The organism is Pantoea dispersa (genome assembly GCF_019890955.1).
Lineage (GTDB): Bacteria > Pseudomonadota > Gammaproteobacteria > Enterobacterales > Enterobacteriaceae > Pantoea > Pantoea dispersa.
This window is the reverse complement of the sequence record NZ_CP082348.1, coordinates 68,108-91,244: the sequence shown is the minus strand read 5'-3', so window position 1 is coordinate 91,244 and position 23,137 is coordinate 68,108. Positions and strand designations below refer to the sequence as shown.

The window sequence follows — 23,137 nt, the reverse complement described above, 5'->3', positions numbered from 1 at the left end:
CTATTCTCTCCTGACGCATTGCGCCCACTCAGGGGCAGGTGAAGTTTCGTAAATTCTTTGACCACAAAGGGAAATTTTGCTGTAGGGCGCGAATGTTTATGCGGTAACTGCCAGAGACGTCGTTTAGCATAATTGTCAGTTCACGCGTGTCCTGTCCGCGGATGCTTACCGATGCAGCGTCATAGAACCGCAACAGTGCCCATGGGCCTTCGAAGATAGCAGTCTGTATTGCCCCACCGGACGTGAGAAACGTTATTCGAACGTAGCTGCCGCCCTTTGGCCCGGGCCACTCCATCCGAACCGGCTGACTCTGGCCATGACTGTAATGAACGACCTGACCATCGATATCCAGCGTGGCTTCGGCAATATTGCTGCTAAGGACGACGGGTGAAAGCAGAAAGCCAAAGCCGGGCTTATTGTCTTCTTTGAACCAGTTATCGCGAATTTTTGCTGCATTTTCGAATGCGCGGAGCGTTGAATCCGACACCATACCTTTTTCATGCGGCCGCCAGGGCCGCTGGTCGGTATCCACCAGCGGCGCCAGGTTTTGATTAAAGAAGGTCTGAAGCGCGCCGTTTCTGCCAAAAAGGCGGGCAAAATCATCTATGCCGACCTCGGCACGGGCTGTTCTTGCGAAGGGATAACGATTTGAGAGTACGTTACGGCACTCTCCTGTAACTAAAGAGGCCGTGTGGCGTGAGACCATCTGTCTGCGCTGCTCAGCGATTCTATCTTTGCCCAGCGAAATAAGATCCATCATCACGCTTCGGACAGGCTCTGGCTGACGGGCGACATTGATTTTAAGTGCGTCCAAATCGCCGTCCTTGGGTTTGACGTCTCCGTTTTGCAGGCGAATCGATAATGCAGCCAGCTGATTGTAAAGCTCATTGAAAGTGCGCATAAGGCCATCATTTTCCGTATGACTGGCGGTAAGTTCAGCACCAAGCCGTCGCACGCCCTGGAACCTGTTTTCCACAGCGTCCTCGGGTATTGAAGAGAAGCGAGTTTGTTCACCCGAGATTTCATCTAGAAGCCTGTTTTTTTGTTTTTCAAATCTGACACGCTGACTGGCCAACCAGCCGAACTCTCCTGCACTCTGACGCTCACTCAAGCTGGTTTCACGTGTGACAACGCGTAACAGGTTTGCAAGCGGCGAAGAGGGCTCGGCAAGCTGGCGGGCCAGCTGCGCAGCATCGTCAACGCCCTGCAACGGCCTTGCTCGCACATCATTAACAAAACGGTTCCACTGGCGGATATATTCATTTAGGTAGAGTGTGCGTGTATCCGCTATCAGTCGTTGTACTGTACTTAAAGATTCCACTAGAGCCGCATCATCAGGGTGATCCATCACCCAGGCCTCTTCGCCCAGCACCGCGCGGGACATTTCCTCCAGGTAAGGTAAAACTATGTCCTTGTAGCTTTCACGGGTATAGAAAGCAGGAACAGCAACATCATTCACGGTAGAATTACTCTTTCGCCGCAGAGAAAGCATCACTTCGGATCCGGCCGTGCTGGCCAGTGTTATATCCGGAATTGTAAAACGTGAGGCATTTTCCTTAAGGCGATTCAGTACGCGTTGTTGCTGCGAGATTTCCGCGGCTTTCACGCGCGCGGTTCTTATAAGAGTGGCATCAGGCTGCAAAGCCGGGGTAGCTGCCAGGGAAAACAGTTCTTTCAGGTGTGACCCAAAAAGCGCACGATTGTTGCTGGCATAGCCTGCTGGCGCAAACAGATGCCAGCGGGTATTAAACCAGCTGACCATCGCGGCTGGATCCCGGCGTGCCGGTTCTACCAGCATCATGTAAAGCTTAAGTGTTCCGTAAACGTCGCTGTCTGGCGTCTGTATCTCCTGATGAAGTGTTGAGACCACGTAACTTTCTATCGCTGGCCATAAAATTTTCAGTAAATGTCTATGCCAGGTTGCCGTCACAGCCTTGTTGAGCAGCCGGTGTTCAATATAGGGATTAGCAAGCGGCGTGGTCTTATTCTCAAGATGCACATTAATGTAGCCCAGTTGTTCATAGGCGGCGATTAGGTTGTCACCTGGCCGATTCGACGCGGGAATCTGCATCACCAGCCTTCGCGTTTCATCAAAAGCGGCATTCAGGTAACTGACAAACTCCTTCTCCCACTGGTAACGGTTGAGCAACCAGAGGCAACTGGTAACAAGTAGTGCAACAGACAGCATCCAGCAGAATCCCCGGCGCAAACGGCTGAGGGCTGAGCCAGGTGGCCTGCCAGACTGAAGAATGTGACGTTCCGTGATGGCATGCCTGAAAGCTGCCTGCCATAATCCACTACCGACATAAACGTCGCAGCTGACATCACAGGGCGCGAGCGTCTCGCTCTGTTCAGCTAAGGGCGTGCTGCTCCCAAACCAGAGATGGCGTAGCCTGACACCGTATCCGGCAGACACTGCTGGAAAGACCTGCAAAATGAGATTTCGAAGCGGTACCGACAAGCTACCCAGCGCCTCCGTTAGTGCCAGCAATTGCTGGCGATCTTCATCCGTGCTGACGCGATGCAACAGTTCAAGCACGTAGTTACTCATGCGTGCTTGTAGCGTCTGCAACGCCGTGGGTAAGTCCGTTTTATCGTCAGTCAGGCTGAACCCGATACCGGAGTTAATCAGAGTCGCATCCATGGACTGGAGGAGAATTTTTCCGCCCGGGAGTTGATCGAGGTGGGTAAGTAGAAGGTAAACGGGCAGATCACTTCTGGCTTCGGCCGCGAAATCCAGCAGGCGACTGCGTAAATCATCGACCAAAGCTTTGTAATATGTAAGTGATGCGTTAAGTAAGGTCTGAGCATTAAGGCATAGAAAGATGCCATCAAGGGTAGGATGACCGCGATGCCGACGTAGCAGACGCATTAACGCGCTGCGATCTTTGTCGCCTTCGGGTGAAGACTGGCTCCATTTGCCCGGTGTATCAATCCAGACCGCCTGCTGGCTCAGCCACCAGTTGACGTCACGGGTCGTACCTGGTGAGGTCACGGCACGGCGTCCATACTGGTCTGCTTGAAAAAAAAGCTGCTGGCTTTCACTCAGCACTGAAGTTTTGCCACTGTTGTCCGGCCCTACCACGACAAACCACGGGCGATCGGTAAGCCAGGCACGGCGCAAGCGCCACTTTAATTTAGAAAAACCACTGCGCTGTTCACCCAGACTTACATATTTCAATATTGCCATGGCATCAAGGCTGCGCTGAATCATGACATCAGGTTGCGAGGATGTTCTGTGTAGGTCAATGCGCAATCTGCCCGTTGCACGGACACACGCATGGAGCAGAAAGGGACCGAACACAGCGAGCAAAATAAACGCGATTAACAGCGCTCGTATCCACTCTGAAGAGAGCGGCCACCATTTGCCGATGGCCACTAGGGGGCCAACCCACCAGAGGGTGGCGCAAAGCATCACTGCAAAAAAAATTACAAATATGCGTCGAATCATAACCCTTCCTTAGTTATCGCGTGCCTGCAGCGTGGGCAGTCTGAACAGTGTCAAGATTCAATCCTGCAGCGCGTTCGCCGATTTTCCATAAAATGTCTACCCGGCGATTACGTTTGCGTCCGGCCTCTGTATCATTATCCGCAAGCGGATCGCTGTCTCCTTTACCAGTTATCTGTATCTGCCGATCGTATTTGCTGTCTTTGCTCATCACGCTGCGTAAGCGCGTTGCGACGACATCGGCACGCGCCTGTGACAGGCGGAGGTTCGAAGCATTAGGGTCTTTTTTGAAAGGTTCACTGTCGGTATGGCCGATAACTTCTAGATCGCCGGGCCAGTCTGAAAGGGCTTCACCAAGACGCTCAATGTTGCGTTTACGGATAAATTCCGGAAGTAGCGTGGCTTTACCGGTGGCAAACGCACCGTCAGATGTGAATATCAGCAGCCAGCCGCGTGGGTCTTTACGTACCTCCAGCCAGCCTTCCTTGAGAATCGACGGCAGCGGCTGGGGCAAGGTTGTCATAATGTTTATGCGCTTAGGCTCGGGCGGGGTCCACGCCACGATGGCCGTTCGCAGATCGCGCGCCTCGTCATGCAGCAGCCAGCTGCTGATACCCCACACCAGAAGCAGTGAAAGCCCTCCCGCCCTCATCAGCTTCAATGGCGTCACATACTGCTTTTTGCGTTTTACAGGTTTGGAACTGACTTGGGACAGGGTCGTGGTGGGGGCTTTAAGATAAAGGAGTAAATCCAGCTGATGACGCAGATCGGCGAGCAACAATGGCCCCCTCTCGATCATGGCAAACTTTCCAAAGAAGCCCAGCGAGAGGACCAGATCGTAGAACTGCAGAACGTCACGGTGCGCAACCGGATCCTGCCAGTAGCCATTCAGGTGCTCAAAGCACTTTTCACCTCCCCATGCGTCCTGATAAAACTCCACCAGCAGCGTGATCGCGATGGGAAGATTAAGTCGACTAAGCGTTTCGTCAATCCATGCAAACATCAGGTATGTCAGGTGGTTTACGGTTTCAAACGGGATACCTTGTTTGATAAGCGTTTGCTGAAAGTGCTGGGCTTCCCGCCCCCACTGCGCACGACAGACGGCGTCATAGCGCTCAGGGTTATGCCTGATATCGGCGACCTGCATCAAAAGCGGAAAGGCGGCTGCAATAAGGCTGTTATCCCAGACGCTTTGTGTCATGCCCGGGCGTTGCAATCTGGCATTTGCAGGTTCAGACGTGCCTATGTGATTAACTGAAGCGTGGACCGTTATGTCCTCTGGAGGCGTTGCCGTTAAGGGCGATGCAGTCTGCTTAGCAAAACCTGACATGCCAGAATTGCTCGTATTTACTGAAAGCGGCCCTTTGAGTGAACTGACCGCCGCAAGGGCTCCCGTGGCTGCCCGTGTTATCTGCTGGGTACCTGACAAAATTTGCCTGGGCGTCTGAACAGGGTTGTCAGCGTCCTGCAGATTGAGTGCTTCGCGGATGCGACGTTCGAAATCATTCATGCCATTTTTCCCTGTCGCAGTCCCCAAGCTTCAAAGCGAAGCCCCGGGAATTCGCCCACGATACTGAGCGCTATTGCCGAGGCGCCATACATTTCGCGGCTTATCACGTCACTGTTGTCCACCTCAAAATAGATGCTGTTGGGGTACCAGGGGATGTGGCGCGGCGGGGAAGGCATTGATATCAGGCGAGCGCCAGGAAGCTGCAGGTCAATAAGGTGGTTAATCCTCTCAACGGAGCCGAGCTTCGCCTGCGCGGGGAAATAAACCCGCAGGTGTTCTGCAGGCAGATCGCAGGAGATGGCGAACACCACTTTCTCGAGCCTCATCTGAGCATCGATATTGCAAATCCAGATGTCGTCATCACGTTGACTGAACGTGAGCGCAACAGCGGGTGCTTCGATGACTAAAGATAACGCGCGACGTATCGCGTTGAATAGATTAAAAAAACACGGGTATGGATTGGCATGATCGTAGTGAATGTCACTGCGTTCCCATATGCGCTCACCGTCAGGAATAATGCTGAGCTGCCCAAGTAGGGTCAGCAGCTGGCGAAATAACGCTTCGGGATGGACCGGATATTGTTGAGAAAGGTGATTCAGCTGAAGCTGTTCCCGACTGAGCGTCTGCAACAGCAGTAATTCCAGAAGTTCGGACAGTCCCCCCATCGTGCCATGCATATTCGGACGGAAAACACTTTCAAGCCTGAGCCTGATGAGGCTTGTGAGTTCTGACAGCGCATCCGGTAACCAGCCGGTCGCACGATAATCAAGCAGGGGCGGGAGCACATTTTCATCAACGATGAGGCATCCATTTGACCGTCGTTCCCGTATTGTGAGCACAGGTAGCACTGTTTCTGCACCGGTAACGCTCTCTTTGAGCTGCAGGCGACAGTTGAGCTGTGCAATCTGCAGCGTCACCTGCGAGGGGGTTCCGGGACTGGCAATGCCCTGATAGCGATCGACTATGTCGGCATCAATTAAATTCAGTCGGCCGGAAGGTGTGTTTTCATGAGCGTTTGCCAGCGCATTCATTGGCAAATCCATGGACAGAATTAGACAGATTTGCTGGCCTGCAACAACATGCTCCAGACGCAGAGGCATGGGCAGCGGTCCCTCTTCAGGCAGGCTGAAAGGTGTGCCGTCCGGAAACACGCCCGACGCACGCGTAATGGCCACCAGCCCCTGTTCAAGCAACGCCTGATTCACCTCTAAAAGGCTGAATCCCCAGCCCCAACGCTGCAAAAACTTCATCCGGCTCGCAAGCTGGTGTTCAAAAAAACGCTCCTGCTGCTGAAAATGTTGTGGCTCCATCAGCATGCCTTCAATCCAGGCCGTACGGGAAGTCGGAAACATGGCATCAATTCCTTATTATCGAGTGGAGAAAAAGCGACTGCTGCCTGATGCAGATACGTAACCGGCTGTTCGTTTCTTCGGGTATACGTATTTCTAACAGGGACTGGGTGGCACCAGGCTGCTGAAAATCGGCGCCAATGACAAGCCAACGCGGCACGTCAGTCGGGGAGGGGATAAAAACGCTCTGCTGAGTTCCGGGGAATAAAATGTCATTAAACAGCGGAGGCGGTTCATTGCCGGATACCCTGCAGGGCTGGCTTTGATACGCGCTGTACGGTATAAAACGGGGTTGTGACCGGGCCCACAGGCATACCCTGACCGGCTGCGCTTTGCCGGCTGGGGTCAGGTTGCTGTTCATCGCAGTGGTAAGCGTCACCATCGTTTTCACTGGCACAGAAGTGGCCGTGGCCGGCGGTGGCGAGTGAATCAGGCTGCAGCCCGTTAGCAGCAGAGCGCTGACTGAAACAAATCCCTGTAACTTCATCCTGACTCCTGATGCTTATACGTTGATAAAATATTTGAACTGGCTTGGAACAATCTGCGTCGTCACGGCGTTGTTGCCGTTGGTCATGGCCATATCCCCCAGCCGGGTTGCGGGCATGCCCTGGATAAAGTATTTCAACGATCCCTGCATCGGTTGCATAACGGCCGAGTGCGTGCCCGATACCACACCGGCAACACCGCCTTCGTCTTGGGTGGACAGACGCAGGGTTGCCATGTTTTGCTCATTGCTTCCGCAGCAAAAGTAGTTAGCTACATTCGGGATCCCCATATTGTTGGGTGCCGTGTTGGGGCCTGAGACCGGGATCATCGGGTCACACCCCACAAAACTCATTCCGCTGGCATTGTTATTCGCCGCCGTCATATCTACCCCACATGAACCTGTCCGCCGTCTATTTTCAGCACACTTCGACCATTAACCGCCGTCAGCTCACTGTCAACGCGGTAACTGGACTCTGCCTGATGCGCAATATGCTCAGCGCGAACGCTGTCACTTTCGCGCACAAGGCGCTCTGCGCTGCGGCATCGGGTCTGCAGGTGTCCAGCGACCTGCAACATTTTTTCCGCCACCCAGCGGGAAGTCCGGCTCAGCAGAGTGAGTTTGGGGGATTCAAGCGTGAGCATCTGACTTGCGCGAAGCGACAGGCTGTCGGCTTCAATGGCGAGCTCAGCGTGGGCGGAGCGGAGTGTGAGTGGTCGGGTAGTGTCTGCGCAGTGCAGCACGTCCGTCACCCACAGCGTGTCGTCAACTTTCAGCGCCGCAACGCAGTCCCCGTTTTGAGGAGCAATCAGGCAGCTTACTGCCGCCTGAACAGAAAGGGTGGGCAACTCAGCAACATAAAATGTTCCTTCGGTATGCTGACACAGCGTGACAACGAGGCGGTTTTTATCCGCTAAAGGCACTGGCGCAGGGAGAGGGTAAACATTAGACATAACGACTGGCTCCTGTGGCTATAAGTTCGTAACGAAGGTGAGTAGGGCCGGGCTGTACATTTGCATACCAGCGGGCAATTTCGTCCAGGTGGGGTTCCGGCACAGAGGCAGCGTGTTCAGTTACCCCCTGTGCGCTGTGCAGGCGGGCCTGCGTGAAACAAGCAGAACACGGTAGCCCAGCAAGGTTTGCACCCCGTAAGTCTGGGGCAGTAAAGGTGCAGTTTTCTCCGATGCAACTATCAAAAACAGCATGCTTAAGATGGGCCTGTGCCCAGTGGCTTTTTGTCAGAGAACAGGACTGAATGCGCATATGCTGCCCCTGAATCCCTTCAAAATGCGCAGCATCCAGCAGGCAGGCGTCAAGCGTTGACTCGCACATGACGGTGCCCGAAAAACGGGTTGCGTTAAGATCGCAAAGCCTGAAGTGATTACGGTGAAAACTCCCACCGATAAAATGCAGGCCGCTCAGGTCACACCCCTGCCAGTGGCAGGCAAACCAGACGGGCGCGACACCACAGATATGCTCAAGCCTTACTGCGTTAAGCTGGCATTCCCCGGTAACGAAGCGCTGGAGTAAAACGTCCTGCCAGTGGCAGTTCACGAGGGTGCTTCTGCATAGATTCCAGTCGCAGGCTTGCCCTCCATGAAGGTGAACCCCGTCCATGTTGAGGTTAACGGCATTCCAGTGTTCACTGATGGAGTCTCTGATGTTCAAATTCTTCCACTGGCTGTCCTGAAACAGGAGCTTGCGGCTCTGGGTACGCAACCATTCACAGTGCTCAAAATGGCATTTATGACTTATCCACTCAGTGCAATCGCTTCCTTCAAACCGACAGTGCACAAAGCGGCAGTCAATAAAATGGCAATCTGCCATACCGCTGTTTTTCCAGGTGATGTGGGTGAACTCGCAGCGCTCAAAAACAAGCCCGGACCATTCGGCTTCATCCAGCTCTAGTATGGTAAATGCACAGTCGGTGAAGTGGTGGTTGCACAGGTGCGTGAGCTCAGAAGCCTGCTCATAGCGCATGTGTGTTACGATGCGTTTCGCTTCCGGCAGTACGGCAAGCTGTTGTTGATAGTTTTTCACGGTGCTTGCTCCTCGCTGGATTGTTTGCGGTGCGGTAGCCAGCACGCGGCGGAGAGCAGACAGTTGTCAAAACAGGCAAGGTTAGTGTCATGGGTATGGGCGAAATTGGCCCCCGTCAGGTTGCAGTCGGTAAACACCGCGTGTGACAGAGAAGCGTTATACAGGCAGGCTTGCTGCAGGCTGGTCTGATGCCAGTGGCTCTTATCTAAATCTGCCTGCTGCAGGCGAATACCGGCCATGTCGCAGCGCGTAAAGTGAGACTTACGCAGGTTTGCACCATCCGCGCTGCTCTCCTCTATTGCACAGGCCTCAAACTTCGTTGCGTACAAATCACCGTGTGCCAGCCCCACTTTTTTAAGCACACACTCACTTAGCTCGCTTCTGGACAGGTTGCAATCCTGGGCACACGTCATACCATCAATAGCCGAGTGGCTAAAATAGCTGCTGCTGAGATCGGTATTAACGAGAGAGGCTTTGCAAAGTGTCCAGTGATAAACTCTCAATCCATGCAGGTCAGCTTTTCGTATCAGTACGCGCTCGGCCAAGCCTTTTTTGAAAACCGCATCAGGAAGCGTGCTGTCATCAAGCGTCCATCCAGTAATTATGTCATTACTGAAACTGGCTGCGGGCCACTGACAGCGCTGCATAAGCAGGTTGTCCCAGCGACAGGCGCTTGAATGCCACGCGGTAAAATCACAACCGATAAACTGCGTATCACGTGCGGAAACCTGATCCACGGAAAAACCGTCGGATCGACACGCAGTAAACGTGCACTGCGTTAACATGCTGTCCGTTATCGCGAAATCATCCCACAGACAGTTCTCAAAACGACAACGCTCAAATTGCAGCTGATGCCACACGCCCGAGCGGAACTGACAGTCACTGAAACGGCAATCCTGAAAGAGGATGTTGCTATAAGAGCCGGTCATCGAAAGTGTGAAATGTTTGCCCCGGTGTGTGAGGCCTGCAGAAAGCGACTGCTCCCGACCATTTGAGCCGAGCGAGTCCAGCTCGCTGAGATCGGGAGGTATGATATCTGTATCGCTCTTCGCACCCTGTCCGCGGAGCTGATTTATTCGGGTATAGCACTCCTGAACAAGACGCTGATCGCAGGGATGCCCTTCCTGCGCCGCGGGCCCGCCAATCACAATAGCATCCAATGGGAGCCCAGAGGGCATCAGGTCTGGGTCATATAAAAACTCAAAAGGAGGGGCATCAGCTGCTGAGCGTCTGGCTAAGACATCCAGAAAATGGCTGTCCGGGCGTTTTGCCTGAGTGTTATCTAGTGCTGCGGCAAAGGTGACGATACTGTCATCAAGCAGGTGGGTAAGCGGTATCCGGCCCGTATAAACCAGTAAAATGAGGTTGCTGTCAGGCAGCAGCCATAGAGTTTTGAGCGGCATATCCAGCGCAGCGGGGGCGGTGTCCCGACGCTGATAAAAGCAACGGGCTTCAATCTCCGGAAGCGTAAAATGCTGGGCACTATCCTGACTGCTAAAACCCATGAGATGAATCTGTGTGCCTGCACTCCACGCCGGGCTCTGCAGTTGCTGGCTTTGAGGCGCCAGCTGAAAGTATCTTGCGTCCAGTGCAGCCGGCATGCCCGGAAAAACATGCTGCCGGTAATGTTCGCTCTGCATTTCAGGCTGTACCGCAGAAAGCCAGCGCTGGCGTAAGGGAAACTGCTGGGGTACCGGAGTTGGGGCAATCAGTCCCGTAGTTTCATCTGCGCCTACCAGGCGTGCGTCTGACCCGCCCAATGGATTGTCCCCGGTAAGCAGTGTTTGCTCATGGGACAGCGGGCAGGGCGTAAAAGGCAGCAGTTGCCCGCTGTCATCGCGTTCGGCGTCTATCTGCCAGTGACGATCAAGCGGACCGACTGTCACGGATGCCGCGGCTCGCGCCGCTGTGCCCGGACGTGAAACGATGCCTGCCAGTAGAAATTCTGCAAACGGCTTAGGCTCTGCGCTGTCAAGCACCGGAAAACCGTGCGGAGCGCGACTCCATGCCTGCCAGATTTGAGTGAAAGTGGCGAAGTGTGCAGGTTTACTCAGCCAGCACCCTGCCACCAGACTCACGCCCAGCCAGCTCTGCTGGCCAATCTGGTATCCGCTTTTCAACACGGCGAGCTGCTGTGGTTTTATGATCCTCATTGGCGCTTCCTTATTAGTTTTTGCTCTGCATACCTACCGTTTTCAGGTCCACGCCGGTGTCCGACCACGCCGCACCGGTGTAGCCAATCGACAGCCCCGTGCTGCTGATGCTGGTACCGGTCGTGCTCATGGACATGCCCGTAAAGCCGGTATTGCTGCCGGTAAAGCTGGTGCTCGTCCCGGTCATGCTGGTGCTTGAGCCTGTGCGCGAGGTTGAAATACCCGTGGTTGACTCGCTGACGCCTGTTACCGAGCGGCTGACCGCGGTATAGCTGGTGCTTGAGCCTGTGCGCGAGGTTGAATCACCCGTGGTTGACTCGCTGACGCCTGTTACCGAGCGGCTGACCGCGGTATAGCTGGTGCTTGAGCCTGTTGAGCTGGTGGATTCGTCGGTGGAGGTGACGCTAGTTTTTGTCGAGGTAAAGCTGCAGTCGACTTCTTTGACCTGCGTCCCTGTGGTGCTGAAGTGGGTATTGCGCTGAACAATATGGTTTCCATACTCCTCAGTCATGGTGCGCCTGACTCGCTGATAGGCATCATTGTCCACATCTTCAGCCTTATTACGCTCAACTGTAGTCTGCATATCACGCTCGGCATGGAGCATGACGCGCTCATTTCCCCGTTTATCATCAAAGGTCAGGTGGCTGGCATTCTGGGGCTGGCCCTGCCTGAGTGAGCGGGAGACAAACCCGGAATAGTTAATCTGTTCAGGTAAGCGGTATGGCGGCGGGTTATCTCCGTTATAAACAATGCCGGTAACCATAGGGCGATCAAGGTTGCCATCGATGTAACCCACCAGCACTTCCTGGCCCACACGCGGCATGGCAAGAACTCCCCAGCCTTTACCCGCCCACGCCTGAACTACACGAATCCAGCATGACGCGTCTTCTTCCCGGGTTTTGTAACGGTCCCAGTGAAAGTGCACGCGTATGCGGGCATGGCTGTCGGTATGCACTTCGCTTTCGGGGGCGCCAACGACCGTCGCGCTTTGCAGACCGGATACGTGCGGTTTAGGGGTGATGCGCGGTGGGTGCCAGTCCACATCGTCATGTATTGCGGTGAAAAGGCAGCGCACATTGCGGCCCTGTGCCGTGCTGTCGGGCCCGTCCTGAATAAAACGGTACTCGCAGCGCAATAAACGGTAACCCCTGTTTCGTCTGGCATCGGGATGCCGTTCAAGGCTAAAGCTAAATCCGGGCATCAGTCCGGTTGCGTTACTCTCACCCGTGAGCAGCTGATGCTGAGCCTCAAAGGTGTGCAGGCGGATGCGTGCCAGTGATTCGCCGCGATCGCGATCATGGTAGCCGCTGGCATAATCGTACCATTCAAGCTGAATATCCCCGGGTGTTGTCGGCACGCCCTCTGCGCGCGTCTGTAAATCATTTCGGGGGTTCAGATAATCAAAGTCCCGCAGGACGATGTCGCTGGGGTGTGCCTGGCGGGTGCGTTTCAGGCGCTGAATGCCTTCGCGGATGGCGCGCTGCTCTTCGCCGTCCGGGCTGAACAGTAGCGCGTCATACCCGAAAGGCAGGGGGGCGGGTTGCTGGTTGTCGGTGATCACAAGCGTGTGTTCTTCATCGGTGTGGGTGAAGTACCAGCTAATGCCTTCATCTTCCAGCAGCCGGCTCACAAACTGAAAATCACTCTCGGCAAACTGCACGCAATACTCCCGCTGAGGATAGCTGTCCTGAAGTTCAAGCCGGTAGCGGGCAATGCTGTAGCCGGCGAAAATATCTTCAATGATGGCAGGCACAGTTTTTTGCTGGAAGATACGGCAGTTTCGGTTTTGCGCCAGAAACCACATCCAGCTACTGAGGGTAAGCTTGTACCCGTACTGCTGACCTAGCAGACCGTTGTCCTCGCCTCCTACTATGAACAGATTAAACGGGCGACGCGGGGCATGCTGCTGTTCGATGCTCACCGTCACCTTTTTACCCAGCAGCTCGCCGTAATCAAAATCGGCTTCTGGCGAGGCAATTTCCAGGTAAGCAAGCACATTGCCTGCCAGCGGGTCTTCGGCCTGAAAACACAGTGGCCAAGCACGCTCCGGTGTGAGCTCCTTACTGATTAATTCAATCAATGGCATCTGATTATCCCTTTTAGTGCGTCATTCAGTACGCAGCGATAGCGTGTCATCGATAAGATCGAGGTGCATGGCCGATACCATCACGTTGTCTCGCTGGTGTTCGAGCAGTTGTCTGCTCATCTCAGGCAGGAGGGTCTGTTGCAGCAAAGATTCAATGGCCCTCCCTTTGGAAGGGTGTGTGGCGACCCGTTCAGCGAGCCAGAGAGGAACGTTGCCGGATACGTGTAACGGGACTTGGTGGTATTGCTTAAGCCGCTGGTGAACTTCATGAAGCTTGCTTAAAGCAATCTGCTCTAGAGTGCTCGGTGAAAGAGGTAGGTAAGGCACCACCGTCATGCGGGCAAGCAGCGCCGGGGCAAAGGTTTTTGCCAGTGCATCGTGCGCAATCGGGCGAAGTGCAGACAGGGAAAGTGGCAGTCCCTTATCAGCTTCAAAGGCGATTTCCTCACTCCCGATGTTACTGGTCAGCAGAATCAGGCAGTGCCGGAAACTTACCCGGCGCCCCTCTCCGTCTTCAGCCTCTCCCCGGTCAAAAATCTGGTAGAACAGTTCATGGATATCAGGATGCGCTTTTTCAAATTCGTCCAGCAGAAGCACTGACCACGGATTGCGGCGTACGGCTTCAGTGAGTTGTCCTCCTTTTCCGTAGCCCACATAACCCGGTGGAGCACCCTTAAGTGTTGATACGCTATGAGACTCCTGAAATTCGCTCATGTTGAAGGTGATTAAACTTTGCTCGCCGCCATACATGGCTTTAGCCAGCGCGCGCGCTGTTTCCGTTTTACCGGTACCAGAGGGGCCTGTGAGCATGAACACCCCCAGCGGGCGCTCGGGATTCTGAAGGTTACTGCGCGATATGCGCACGGCCTGCGCAATCTGCTGCAGCGCAATGGGCTGACCAAAAATGGTCTCGCCGAGAGACGCTTCCAGTGTAAGGACCGTCTGCACTTCATTCTGCAGCATTCGCCCGGAAGGGATCCCCGTCCAGTCTGAGAGGACCTGGGCTACCACAGACTCGTCCACCCAGGCAGGTATTAACTTTGACGTCTTAGACACGGCTGGTGAAAGCGCGTGACCCGCCTGCTGCAGCAGAGCTTGATTTCGGGTATTACGTAGTTCAGCCAGTTGCATCGCTAATGCTTCTTCAGCCTCTGCTATTTGAATATCGAGAAGGCCCAGTGCCGGGTCAGGTTCTAAGAGAAAATGGCATTCAGCCAAAAGCGACTCACGCTCGAGTTGCAGGGACAAAAGTGACGAACGGCAAGCCGTCAGTGATGCCGGTTCGCTGTGGCGAGCAAGTGCAGCCCGGGCGCAGGCCGTGTCAAGCAGGCTGACGGCTTTATCGGGCAATTTTCGCTCAGGCAAATTTTTCATCGAAAGCTTTACGGCTGCTTTCAGGGCGCTGTCACGAATATGCACCTGATGATGTGAGGCAAATTTCTCGGCAACAGCCCGAAGCATTGTAATGGCTTGCTCCGCATCAGGCTCATTAATGACAATTGTCTGGAAACGCCGTGTCAGAGCTGCATCAGGTTCAATGAATTGTTTATATTCCGTCCAGGTCGTTGCCGCAATCATCCGCAGCTCGCCTCTAGCGAGCATGGGCTTGAGTAAGTTGACGGCATCCCCGGTGCCCGCCTGGCCGCCAGCACCGATCAAGGCGTGGGCTTCATCGCAAAACAGCAGCACCGGATCTACGGAACACTGTATTGCATCCATCAGCGCTTTTATGCGCGATTCAAATTCACCACGCGGACCAGCTCCTGCCTGGATACGCCCTAAGTCCAGTGAAAGCAGACGCGCTTTTTTTAGCGCGGGTGGCACATCGCCATGGACAATCAGTCGGGCCAGCGCTTCAACCACGGCTGTCTTTCCAACCCCTGCATCTCCCGTAAGAATAGGATTGTTCTGGCGACGGCGCATCAGCACGTCTAGCAACTGTCGAAGCTCATTATCCCGGCCCACAACCGGGTCAATTTGCCCCGTGCGCGCAAGCTCCGTCAGATCGCTACACCAGCGCGTCAGGACATCGTGGTTACCTGATAATGGTGTACTTTCTTCCATGAGTGCAGGCTGGGAAGAGGTGGTCGTATGTTCAATCGATCCGGCAAGTACATCTGGCCATTGCGTAAGTACTTCTGGGAGGGGAAGTTTTCTGAACTCCTCACTCAGGCGGCACAGTTTGCGGAAATGGCCGTTGCTTTCCAGCTGCGAAATGAGGATGTGGATGCTCCGTACCTTATCGTTCCCACTGTTATCAAGCTGGCTCAGTAAAAATCCCCGCTCAATGGCGTATTTAAGTGACTCAGAGAGCTCAGCAACGTTATTTACACGTCCCGGCGTCGTTTGCAGGATTTGATCGATGTCGCGAATGATAAGATCGGTATCCAACTTGTAGTGTCGGCACAACAGGTGCAGATCCCCCTCGACATGGGACAGTGAAGATCTCAGCCAGTGTTCCAGCTCAACAAACTCATGGCGCCAAGTGCGACAAAGACGTGTTGCTTCAACCATGCTCTGGTAAGCGGGTTCTCCCAGCCTTGCAAATAACTTTTCACGATAACAGTGCATTCAGTCTTCCTTCTGTTAAACAGGGGTTTGCCAGACACACTGGCGAATGAGGGCATCACAAGGTTTCAGCAGGCTTGCACGCCCCAGCCTGCGCGGCCCCGCGTGCATCTGACCGGATGCGGTTTTCATCAGTAAATCAATCTGGATATGCAACTGGTGGCGGACAAACATCTGGCACATGGAGGCGAGCATAAGCAGCTTTTTGGTGCCGCGCTGCCAGTCCTGCCAGGCGGGGTAACGCAGAGGGCCGATTTCAATCAGAAGCATGTGCTGAGCGTCAAAAATGCGTTTGCCAAGACGCACTGCAGCGTGCTTTCCAAGACGATTCGCCGGTTTCTGCTCCATTGGGACAATCCACCGCCCGGCAAAAGCATGCAGCTCTACCGAGACATCGAAATAGTGGTTCAGCATCTTGCTCAAATCGCGCAGAGCTGCACGTCCTGGCAGCCACGCGGCAGGCCAGTTTTCACGCAGGCGGACATGCGCGTTCGATCCAGGGCCGTTTTCGGGTATGCCTGCAATCTGAAGCAGCTTGGCTTTCAGGCGATTCTGTGAATCAGGCCGATCGAAGCCTACCATAGGGTGTAGCTGGCTCCACGCGCGATACCAGAGAAGGGCGTGGCGCTGCGTCAGTAACGACAGAAAATCGCAGAACGCCATGCTGTTGTGGCTCAGAAACTCATTGCGCGCATGTTCAGTCACTGACAGGGGCAATGGCCCATAGGGGGCCAGCAGGCCAAAGTGGCGCATCGTAATGCTCACACCACTTTCTTTTACCTGAACTTCAGCCACCTCGCGGGGCGCAAATGCGAGACTGGCTCGTTGCTGTAGGCGCAGGCGAGCCGATGCTTTGTCATTGAGAGTGCCCAGCCGGGGTGCATCAGGAGCACTGCGTTCGACTTCCCGCAAAAGTGCAAAGAAATCCATCTGGGGTCTTATACGTGAATCAGCCATGTGCTGCCTCCTGTGCCGTCAGAAATTCACCATCCAGTTTCAGTTCGAGATTGAGGCGGTAGTTAAGCTCGCCGTAATCAGAAAGCGCATGCCAGACTATCCAGCCAAACAGCATGCCGCCTTCATCGGCGTGATCGTGATTTGCAAGATCGAGTGATAACGTGCTCCCACGGGTCCAGCACAGGGGACCTTTGCCATCCCAGCGTTCAAAATGATGAGATATCGAAGCCCGGCGAATACTGCCTACCTGTTTGCGCTGGGCTGAGCTGCGCGCGTCGGTGAACAGCAACAACCAGCGTCTTAGCAGCTCTGAACAATCCTTGACGTCAGGCAGGCAGTAATGAAGAGGGTTAACGTTGAGAAACTGCAACGCAAGCCAGTTCATCTCAGCCGGTGGTACCGGCTGAGGGCGGCTAGGGTGACGAACCGTCGTTATGGCACTAATGGGCATCGATTGCTCCAGAACCCAGCTCGGTTGCTGCAGACGATCCGGATTCAGGTGTCGTTCACAAACCATCGCCTCAACAAGCAACGTTCGGAGGCGTTCAGGCGCTATTCCTCCGTGTCCGGTAGAGAACGATAAAAATGTTTGCTCTTCAGGCAGGTTTGAATGGGGATTCGTGTTTGTTTGTGGGCAATAGCGACGGTGAAGCGCCCAGTAAGCAGGTCTAGTCTGTGTGCTGGCGAGGGTATGGCCGATGGGCGACAATAAGGCAATTTTTTCCTGATTATCCAGCCGGGCATTGACAGTGACGAGGCTGTGCAGGCAATACCGGTTTGCATTCAGCCGATCGACAACCAGTGGATACTCCGTGTGGTTATGATTAAGGTTCACAGGACTACATGAACGCGCATAAAGGTTAAGGGCTACGACCGCGTGCAGATGGAAATCTTCGGCTTTAAGCCTGTTGATTAAACCTTCTGAAGGGCGGTCAAACAGAAAGAACAAATCAAATTCATGGCAATGATCGCCTTGTGAGAGAAACGGCCCAAGCCCCTCAATCCGAACTGTTGCAAAACGACCTGGCGCGGCGAAATATTCCCTAAGCAACCGCATTCCCGGCAGTTCACCGATAGCCTGTGGTAAAAGGTTTTCATCATTGAGTCCTGCAAGGTAAATGGAGCTGGCGGGGAGAACTGCAACCATCGGGCCATTGCGCGTTTGTGCGTGCAGGACAATACGCAGCGTACTTGTCAGCATTAGGGTTAAAAGCCTGTGCATCACAACCAGTTCACTGCCAATGGTCAGCCGTAGCGGTGAAAAGTTCAGATCCTTTAACGGCATAATCCCCCGCGTGCTGAGTTTCAGGTGAAGGCAGCTTTCTGCCTCTCTGAATTCCTTTACCGTTAAAGTAGGTAGAGAAGCGGGGGGATGACGCAGCATCGCGGCGTGGGCAATTTCAACAGGCTGGATGTTCACATCATGGGCAGTAATAAAAGTTGCTGGCTGGTCGCCTAGCGAAGGATCTTTCAGCAACACACGACTCCCTCCCGGCAGGCATGTGACCGCCCCCCATTGTGGATAAGCCATGTCCGGTTTCAGGGCTAATGTGGTAATTGACGGGACAGGCGCAGACCAGCCTGGTGCTAGGTGCGTCAGCATATTCTGTGCTACCTCGGCCTGCTCCTGATTAAGCCGCTCGTGTACTCGACTAGTCAGAAAAGCACTTCCTTCAAGTAAACGCTCGACGAAAGGATCTTGTGTGCCATCACGATGAAAGCCCAGATATTGCGCTACCTGAGGGTTTTGTTTTGCAAAGGCGTCGCCTGCTTCTCTCAGATAACGTAACTCTTCATTGTAAAGCGTCAGAAAATCCGGGTTCATCTCTCTCTGCTCCCTGTTTAAAGCATGGTCACTGCGCCACAGGAATAATCCAGGGCAATACGCAATTGCAGCGGAGCCTGATGCTCAGGTACGACATAGCAGCCATTAATATCGAACAGAACGGCCAATACCCGTGACTGCATTTTTTCGGTTACAGGTGTTACACGAACCGTTCGGGGATCAATACGGGGCTCAAATACGATCAAAATATTCTGTATGTGTTGAGCCAGCAATAAAGCATCAATATTTATGGGCAGCTGACGACTCATTGAGGGCAGCCCATAATTCAGAACTGAATGCCTGCAGTTTGGATAATGGTCTAATAATAACTCTCCGCTTCGTGCTGCATTATTCAACAAACCTTCTATATCGCGAATTAATGCCTCCTTCCAGCTTTTTTGATGAAAGGATACGCTTAACTTATCGAATAATTGAGGATGCGAAGCTTTCAATTTTCATCCTATAGCTATGACTATCCCTGACTAATGAATAGTCATAGCGAGAAGTGTTATTTTATATACGCGTATTTAACTTGAGGTCGTAACCTGTTTTAATGGTGGCGCCCATAGAACCATCATTATTTTGCGGCTTATACTCGACTTCAATACGAGCAAAGTTCAGCTTTATCACATCCGTTGGTAACACGGTGTCGGAGGCTTCAACACCCATGGAATCAAGCGGCATGTTACCCACAGTCCTGAACGAAGAGACCAAGCAGTTACTGAATGTTATCGTGAGGAAGTCTTTCTGACCCTGGCCTGATTTTCTGCATACAAGTCTGGCCTGAGAAATGTGTTCCCCCATAGCGCACATTAAAAAAAGCTTGGGTGAAGCCTTATTTGTTCGCATGCGGAATTCAAAGTCTTTCATTTCGACTTTACCTGATCCCCCTCCACTTCCTGTTGAGAAATGACCTGCATTTTCTTCAGCCCATTGCCATGCATCTAGCTGAATCCATTCTGGATAATTTAGGTCCGGTGATTCACCGGCTACGCCTTCAATTTTTAAAAAATAGTCAACCTGAGCTGCCATATTTCATTTCCTTAATTGAGGGACGGCGATTGCCGCAGAGTGTATAAATAACACCTTTCAAAACGGGCGTTATTCATTGTTCTCCATCCTTTCGTGCAGACGGAAGTTTCGAGACAAGACGCAGTGATACCGTCATGCCTTCAAGCTGATAATGAGGGCGTAAATAAAAATGGGCGCGGTAATATCCAGGATCGTCGGGAACATCCTCGACATTGACTTCCGCAGCGGCAAGCGGGCGACGGGCTTTGGTAGCTTCAGTTGATACCGAAGGATCGCCATCCACATAGTTCATCAACCAGTCGTTCAGCCAGACCTGCATTTCAGTGCGTGAGCGGAAAGACCCAATTTTATCCCGCACAATACATTTAAGATAATGAGCGAAACGGCAGGTGGCAAAAATATAGGGGAGACGGGCTGACAATCGGGCATTGGCTGTTGCATCTGCATCTTCATAATTTTTGGGTGCATGCAATGTACACGAACCAATGAAAGCCGCAAAATCTGAATGCTTTCGGTATACCAGAGGTAAAAAGCCTGCATCTGAGAGTTCCTGCTCCCGGCGATCTGAAATAGCGACTTCGGTTGGACAGGTTAGCTCTGTTCCTCCTTCCTCAGAAGGGAAGGAGTAAGCAGGTAACTCTTCGACGGATCCACCGGATTCGATGCCGCGTATGCGCGAGCACCAGCCATATTCATGAAATGCACGGTGTATATTCACACCCATCGCGTAAGCAGCATTAGACCAAACGAAATCCTCGTCATTATTAGGATTGATTGTTTCGTCAAAAGCAAAATCATCGACCGGACAAGTTTTTGCTCCGTAAGGCAGTCTCGCCATAAACCTTGGCATAGTGAGAACAATGTAGCGTGCGTCATTGCTCTCCCGCAGGCGCCGCCAGGCAGCATACTCAGGCGTAGTAAATATTTTGCCTATATCACGAGGATTGCCCAACTCACTCCAGCTATTCATCTGCATCAGCGCTGGAGACGCAGAGGTTATAAACGGACAGTGGGAGGCAGCAGCGATTTTGGCTATTTCGCTCAAAAGCATCACGCTGGCAGGGCTGTGATCAAAAGCGTAATCACCGATCAAACATCCAAATGGCTCACCCCCAAACTGGCCATATTCCATTTCATAAATTTGCTTAAAAATTGGGCTCTGATCCCATGATGCTCCACGAAAACGTCGCAGGCTTGCCATCAATTCGCTTTGGGTGATGTTCAGTACCCGAATTTTAAGGGTTTCGCTGACGTTAGTGTTGTCAACCAAGTGGCTCAGACCTCTCCACGAAGCTTCAAGACTTTTAAATTTTTCATGATGAATAATGGCATTCATCTGTTGAGAGAGCTTCTCGTCAATATCGGCTATCACTGACTGGATCGTAAACAAGATATCTTGGTTGACCCTGACGCTGTACTTGTTAACGTGACTGACAAGCGTATTAATTGACTGGCGCACCGCACTGGATGCTTCACTTGTCATCGGACGAAAGCTTTTTTTCAGGAGAGAGTCAAGTTCGTCCTTTTCTTCATCCAGCGACGCAGCGTCTGCATTCACAAATTGCCGGATACGCTGTTGTGACAAAATTGTCATGGTTACGCTTCCTCATCCGAGTTTGTGTTATCAGGCTGGGCTGCTTGTCTGGCTTCAGCGACTAATTTTTGCAGGAAGTCAGGCTGTTCCAGTATTGCCCTGACAACCTCTTCAGCACTGGATTTTCCATCCATGTAAGTAATAAGTTGCGTCAGGTGCTCACGGGCTTCAAGGAGTGCAGCCATCTGAGGTACCCGTCGCGCTATTTCTCCCGGTGAAAAATCGGCCATCCGTTCAAATTCAAGTTCGATATTCAGCAGCGCATCGCCTTCCGCCATCGTGTTTTCAACGTAATAGTGAAGACGTGGACGTATTGCGCGCATGCGATCGTCGAAATTTTGCTGATCGAACGTTAGAAATTTCCTTTCTTCAACGGGAAGTAGGTCTTTATTACGATCTCCTGAAAGGTCAGACATCACTCCTGTCACAAAGGGCAGCTCAATTTTTTTCTGGGAGCCATAAAGTTCAACGTCATATTCAATCTGGACGCGGGGTGCATTATTTTTGCCAATAAATTTTTGCGAGCTTGAATCTTTTGCCATAAGGCACTCCTTGCAAGGTGATTTAAGACTTTCCTGCAAATTGCTGAAGCGATTCCACCGCTTCAGGCAATAATTCCTGGATGATTTCAGCGAAGTCCATGCCAATCATTTTCTTTGCCCTGAGGATGAGCACGGGAGCAGGATGGCTGGGCTCGTGCTTATCAAAATAAGCAAGCACATTATCTAGCATTAACACGGCTTCACTTCGTTGATTCAATTGCTGAGCAGAGGGTGACTCGCTCGCGTTTTTAAGCCCGGCAGCGGGATTTTCAACATCCGATATCGAGTGATCTATTTTCAGTAAAGATTTGAGTTTTATTTGCAAATAGTTTCGCAATCGAAAGGGATCAAACAAAATTCCATCAGGCAATGAATTAATGCGTTGTGTTATTGCATCGAGTATTCGCAGTCCATCCTGAAGCTGCTCTTTTAAAGTAGGAAGATTGTTATTTATGAACCAGTCATTCACATTGCCGAGCATCGTGACTTGTTCAGAAAAATTATTTGCGAAAACAGCATTAGCTGAATCTGCCGGAGATTGCTGAAATTGGTCAAAGACAATGGATAAATTCGGGATAAGCTTCGCTGCTTTCACTGTGGATAAGCATTGGCCTCCTGTAAGCCAAGACAAGCTCATAGCTGCATTTAACCGGTTCAGTTCATCTTCATGCAAAAGAGTGAATGCTTGTTCAAGTATTCTAAAGCATTCCCACAATCCAGAAAATCCTTGCGAATTAAGGTCTGCTCGCAATTTCCACAATAACACACGAAAATCTAAACCTTTGGCAAGCAGAATCTGGCACTTTGTGTTTATGGATGGCCATGAAATTGTCTGCAAAACGTTATTGTTGAATGGGTCATCATCTGAATCAGCTTGAGAAAGTATAAATTCAATCTCACTGTATGCCTCATCAAATTCAATTTCAAGATTATTGTAAAAATTAATATCCATTAAACATCTCCATCCGACGATTTTTGCAGAGCATAAAATCCCTTCCCTGCTTTCGAATATAAATGGATTAATCAAAAAAATCTAAATGTTTTTCAGTATTAATTTCAAGCAAATCAATAGCCAGAAACTATTAATCATTTAAGTTTAATATTCGTTATATTAAGTATTTTTTTGTTTATTCTGGAAGAAAAACTCTCGCAGGACATAAGCTCTATAGCTTATCGAGCATTCAAATTAGATCATGACTGCATTAATTGCGTGAGCGAGGCTATTAACAATAGAGAAAATTCTGACTGCTCGATTAGTGATGTAAAATAACTATAATTATGAAAGTGCTAAAAAAACAGGGGTGGGGCGTGATTGACATAGTGCCGAATAGGATTCTTCCGAAGAATTCTGTTTAAATGATTCTATTTAGAGTGCTTATAAGAATTGTCTTGATTTAAAAGGGCTAATTGTGCAAGAAAAGTGAGGTGTTATCAAAATTCATTAGAACATTTGAATAGTCGATTGATTTATTTGTAAACTACAGGAGTTAATCAGTTATAGGTGCCCAAAAAACAGTATTATTTTTTGATCAGCATAGGGTGTTATCTG

At 51.9% G+C, this 23,137-nt stretch carries 16 protein-coding genes; all 16 read right to left on the bottom strand.

Features of this window, described 5'->3' with window-relative positions; translation table 11 throughout:
- Positions 1–28: 28 nt before the first annotated feature.
- On the bottom strand, positions 29–3,451 hold the full coding sequence (gene tssM, locus K7H94_RS22485; protein WP_222952538.1) for a type VI secretion system membrane subunit TssM: 3,423 nt from the start codon (positions 3,449–3,451) through the stop codon (positions 29–31).
- Between the two features lie 13 nt (positions 3,452–3,464).
- Positions 3,465–4,958: a DotU/TssL family secretion system protein gene (locus tag K7H94_RS22480; protein WP_222952537.1), complete on the bottom strand. Its 1,494-nt coding sequence runs from the start codon at positions 4,956–4,958 to the stop codon at positions 3,465–3,467.
- Positions 4,955–6,310 carry a type VI secretion system baseplate subunit TssK gene (gene tssK, locus K7H94_RS22475; RefSeq protein WP_222952536.1) on the bottom strand — a complete coding sequence of 452 codons (1,356 nt, stop codon included), beginning with the start codon at positions 6,308–6,310 and terminating at the stop codon, positions 4,955–4,957. The genes K7H94_RS22480 and tssK overlap by 4 nt, the downstream gene beginning before the upstream one ends.
- A 499-nt stretch (positions 6,311–6,809) precedes the next feature.
- A complete protein-coding gene (locus K7H94_RS22470; RefSeq protein ID WP_222952535.1) occupies positions 6,810–7,175 on the bottom strand; it encodes a PAAR-like domain-containing protein in 366 nt (121 codons plus the stop codon).
- 2 nt (positions 7,176–7,177) lie between these two features.
- Positions 7,178–7,744: a DUF3540 domain-containing protein gene (locus K7H94_RS22465; RefSeq protein ID WP_222952534.1), complete on the bottom strand. Its 567-nt coding sequence runs from the start codon at positions 7,742–7,744 to the stop codon at positions 7,178–7,180.
- Positions 7,737–8,831, bottom strand: a complete 1,095-nt coding sequence (locus K7H94_RS22460) for a pentapeptide repeat-containing protein (protein WP_222952533.1) — start codon at positions 8,829–8,831, stop codon at positions 7,737–7,739. Before K7H94_RS22460 ends, K7H94_RS22465 begins: the two co-directional genes overlap by 8 nt.
- Complete coding sequence (locus K7H94_RS22455; RefSeq protein WP_222952532.1) at positions 8,828–10,984, bottom strand: DUF2169 family type VI secretion system accessory protein; 2,157 nt, start codon at positions 10,982–10,984, stop codon at positions 8,828–8,830. Before K7H94_RS22455 ends, K7H94_RS22460 begins: the two co-directional genes overlap by 4 nt.
- Positions 10,985–10,997: 13 nt before the next feature.
- The gene (locus K7H94_RS22450) at positions 10,998–13,070 is read right to left on the bottom strand and encodes a type VI secretion system Vgr family protein (RefSeq protein ID WP_222952531.1); all 2,073 of its coding nucleotides are present in this window, start codon (positions 13,068–13,070) and stop codon (positions 10,998–11,000) included.
- 21 nt (positions 13,071–13,091) lie between these two features.
- Positions 13,092–15,641, bottom strand: a complete 2,550-nt coding sequence (locus K7H94_RS22445; RefSeq protein WP_222952530.1) for an AAA family ATPase — start codon at positions 15,639–15,641, stop codon at positions 13,092–13,094.
- Between the two features lie 15 nt (positions 15,642–15,656).
- Positions 15,657–16,595, bottom strand: a complete 939-nt coding sequence (tssG, locus tag K7H94_RS22440; protein WP_222952529.1) for a type VI secretion system baseplate subunit TssG — start codon at positions 16,593–16,595, stop codon at positions 15,657–15,659.
- Positions 16,588–18,420 (bottom strand): type VI secretion system baseplate subunit TssF, encoded by a 1,833-nt coding sequence (gene tssF, locus K7H94_RS22435; protein WP_222952528.1) that lies wholly within the window; start codon positions 18,418–18,420, stop codon positions 16,588–16,590. Before tssF ends, tssG begins: the two co-directional genes overlap by 8 nt.
- Positions 18,421–18,437: 17 nt before the next feature.
- The gene (locus K7H94_RS22430) at positions 18,438–18,872 is read right to left on the bottom strand and encodes a type VI secretion system baseplate subunit TssE (RefSeq protein ID WP_222952527.1); all 435 of its coding nucleotides are present in this window, start codon (positions 18,870–18,872) and stop codon (positions 18,438–18,440) included.
- A 61-nt stretch (positions 18,873–18,933) separates the two neighbouring features.
- Complete coding sequence (locus tag K7H94_RS22425) at positions 18,934–19,452, bottom strand: Hcp family type VI secretion system effector (RefSeq protein ID WP_222952526.1); 519 nt, start codon at positions 19,450–19,452, stop codon at positions 18,934–18,936.
- A 73-nt stretch (positions 19,453–19,525) separates the two neighbouring features.
- Positions 19,526–21,046: a type VI secretion system contractile sheath large subunit gene (tssC, locus tag K7H94_RS22420; RefSeq protein WP_222952525.1), complete on the bottom strand. Its 1,521-nt coding sequence runs from the start codon at positions 21,044–21,046 to the stop codon at positions 19,526–19,528.
- A 2-nt stretch (positions 21,047–21,048) separates the two neighbouring features.
- The gene (gene tssB, locus K7H94_RS22415) at positions 21,049–21,588 is read right to left on the bottom strand and encodes a type VI secretion system contractile sheath small subunit (protein WP_222952524.1); all 540 of its coding nucleotides are present in this window, start codon (positions 21,586–21,588) and stop codon (positions 21,049–21,051) included.
- A gap of 22 nt (positions 21,589–21,610) precedes the next feature.
- The gene (locus K7H94_RS22410; protein WP_222952523.1) at positions 21,611–22,540 is read right to left on the bottom strand and encodes a type VI secretion system protein TssA; all 930 of its coding nucleotides are present in this window, start codon (positions 22,538–22,540) and stop codon (positions 21,611–21,613) included.
- Positions 22,541–23,137 lie beyond the last annotated feature (597 nt).

What these genes read in the sequence shown, in the direction of transcription:
- tssF (WP_222952528.1), bottom strand. Translation starts at nt 18,420, where the DNA reads ATGAACCCGGATTTTCTGACGCTTTACAATGAAGAGTTACGTTATCTG.
- K7H94_RS22455 (WP_222952532.1), bottom strand. Translation starts at nt 10,984, where the DNA reads ATGAGGATCATAAAACCACAGCAGCTCGCCGTGTTGAAAAGCGGATAC.
- tssM (WP_222952538.1), bottom strand. Translation starts at nt 3,451, where the DNA reads ATGATTCGACGCATATTTGTAATTTTTTTTGCAGTGATGCTTTGCGCC.
- tssK (WP_222952536.1), bottom strand. Translation starts at nt 6,310, where the DNA reads ATGTTTCCGACTTCCCGTACGGCCTGGATTGAAGGCATGCTGATGGAG.
- K7H94_RS22410 (WP_222952523.1), bottom strand. Translation starts at nt 22,540, where the DNA reads ATGGATATTAATTTTTACAATAATCTTGAAATTGAATTTGATGAGGCA.
- K7H94_RS22445 (WP_222952530.1), bottom strand. Translation starts at nt 15,641, where the DNA reads ATGCACTGTTATCGTGAAAAGTTATTTGCAAGGCTGGGAGAACCCGCT.
- K7H94_RS22425 (WP_222952526.1), bottom strand. Translation starts at nt 19,452, where the DNA reads ATGGCAGCTCAGGTTGACTATTTTTTAAAAATTGAAGGCGTAGCCGGT.
- tssG (WP_222952529.1), bottom strand. Translation starts at nt 16,595, where the DNA reads ATGGCTGATTCACGTATAAGACCCCAGATGGATTTCTTTGCACTTTTG.
- tssB (WP_222952524.1), bottom strand. Translation starts at nt 21,588, where the DNA reads ATGGCAAAAGATTCAAGCTCGCAAAAATTTATTGGCAAAAATAATGCA.
- K7H94_RS22465 (WP_222952534.1), bottom strand. Translation starts at nt 7,744, where the DNA reads ATGTCTAATGTTTACCCTCTCCCTGCGCCAGTGCCTTTAGCGGATAAA.
- tssC (WP_222952525.1), bottom strand. Translation starts at nt 21,046, where the DNA reads ATGACAATTTTGTCACAACAGCGTATCCGGCAATTTGTGAATGCAGAC.
- K7H94_RS22480 (WP_222952537.1), bottom strand. Translation starts at nt 4,958, where the DNA reads ATGAATGATTTCGAACGTCGCATCCGCGAAGCACTCAATCTGCAGGAC.
- K7H94_RS22450 (WP_222952531.1), bottom strand. Translation starts at nt 13,070, where the DNA reads ATGCCATTGATTGAATTAATCAGTAAGGAGCTCACACCGGAGCGTGCT.
- K7H94_RS22470 (WP_222952535.1), bottom strand. Translation starts at nt 7,175, where the DNA reads ATGACGGCGGCGAATAACAATGCCAGCGGAATGAGTTTTGTGGGGTGT.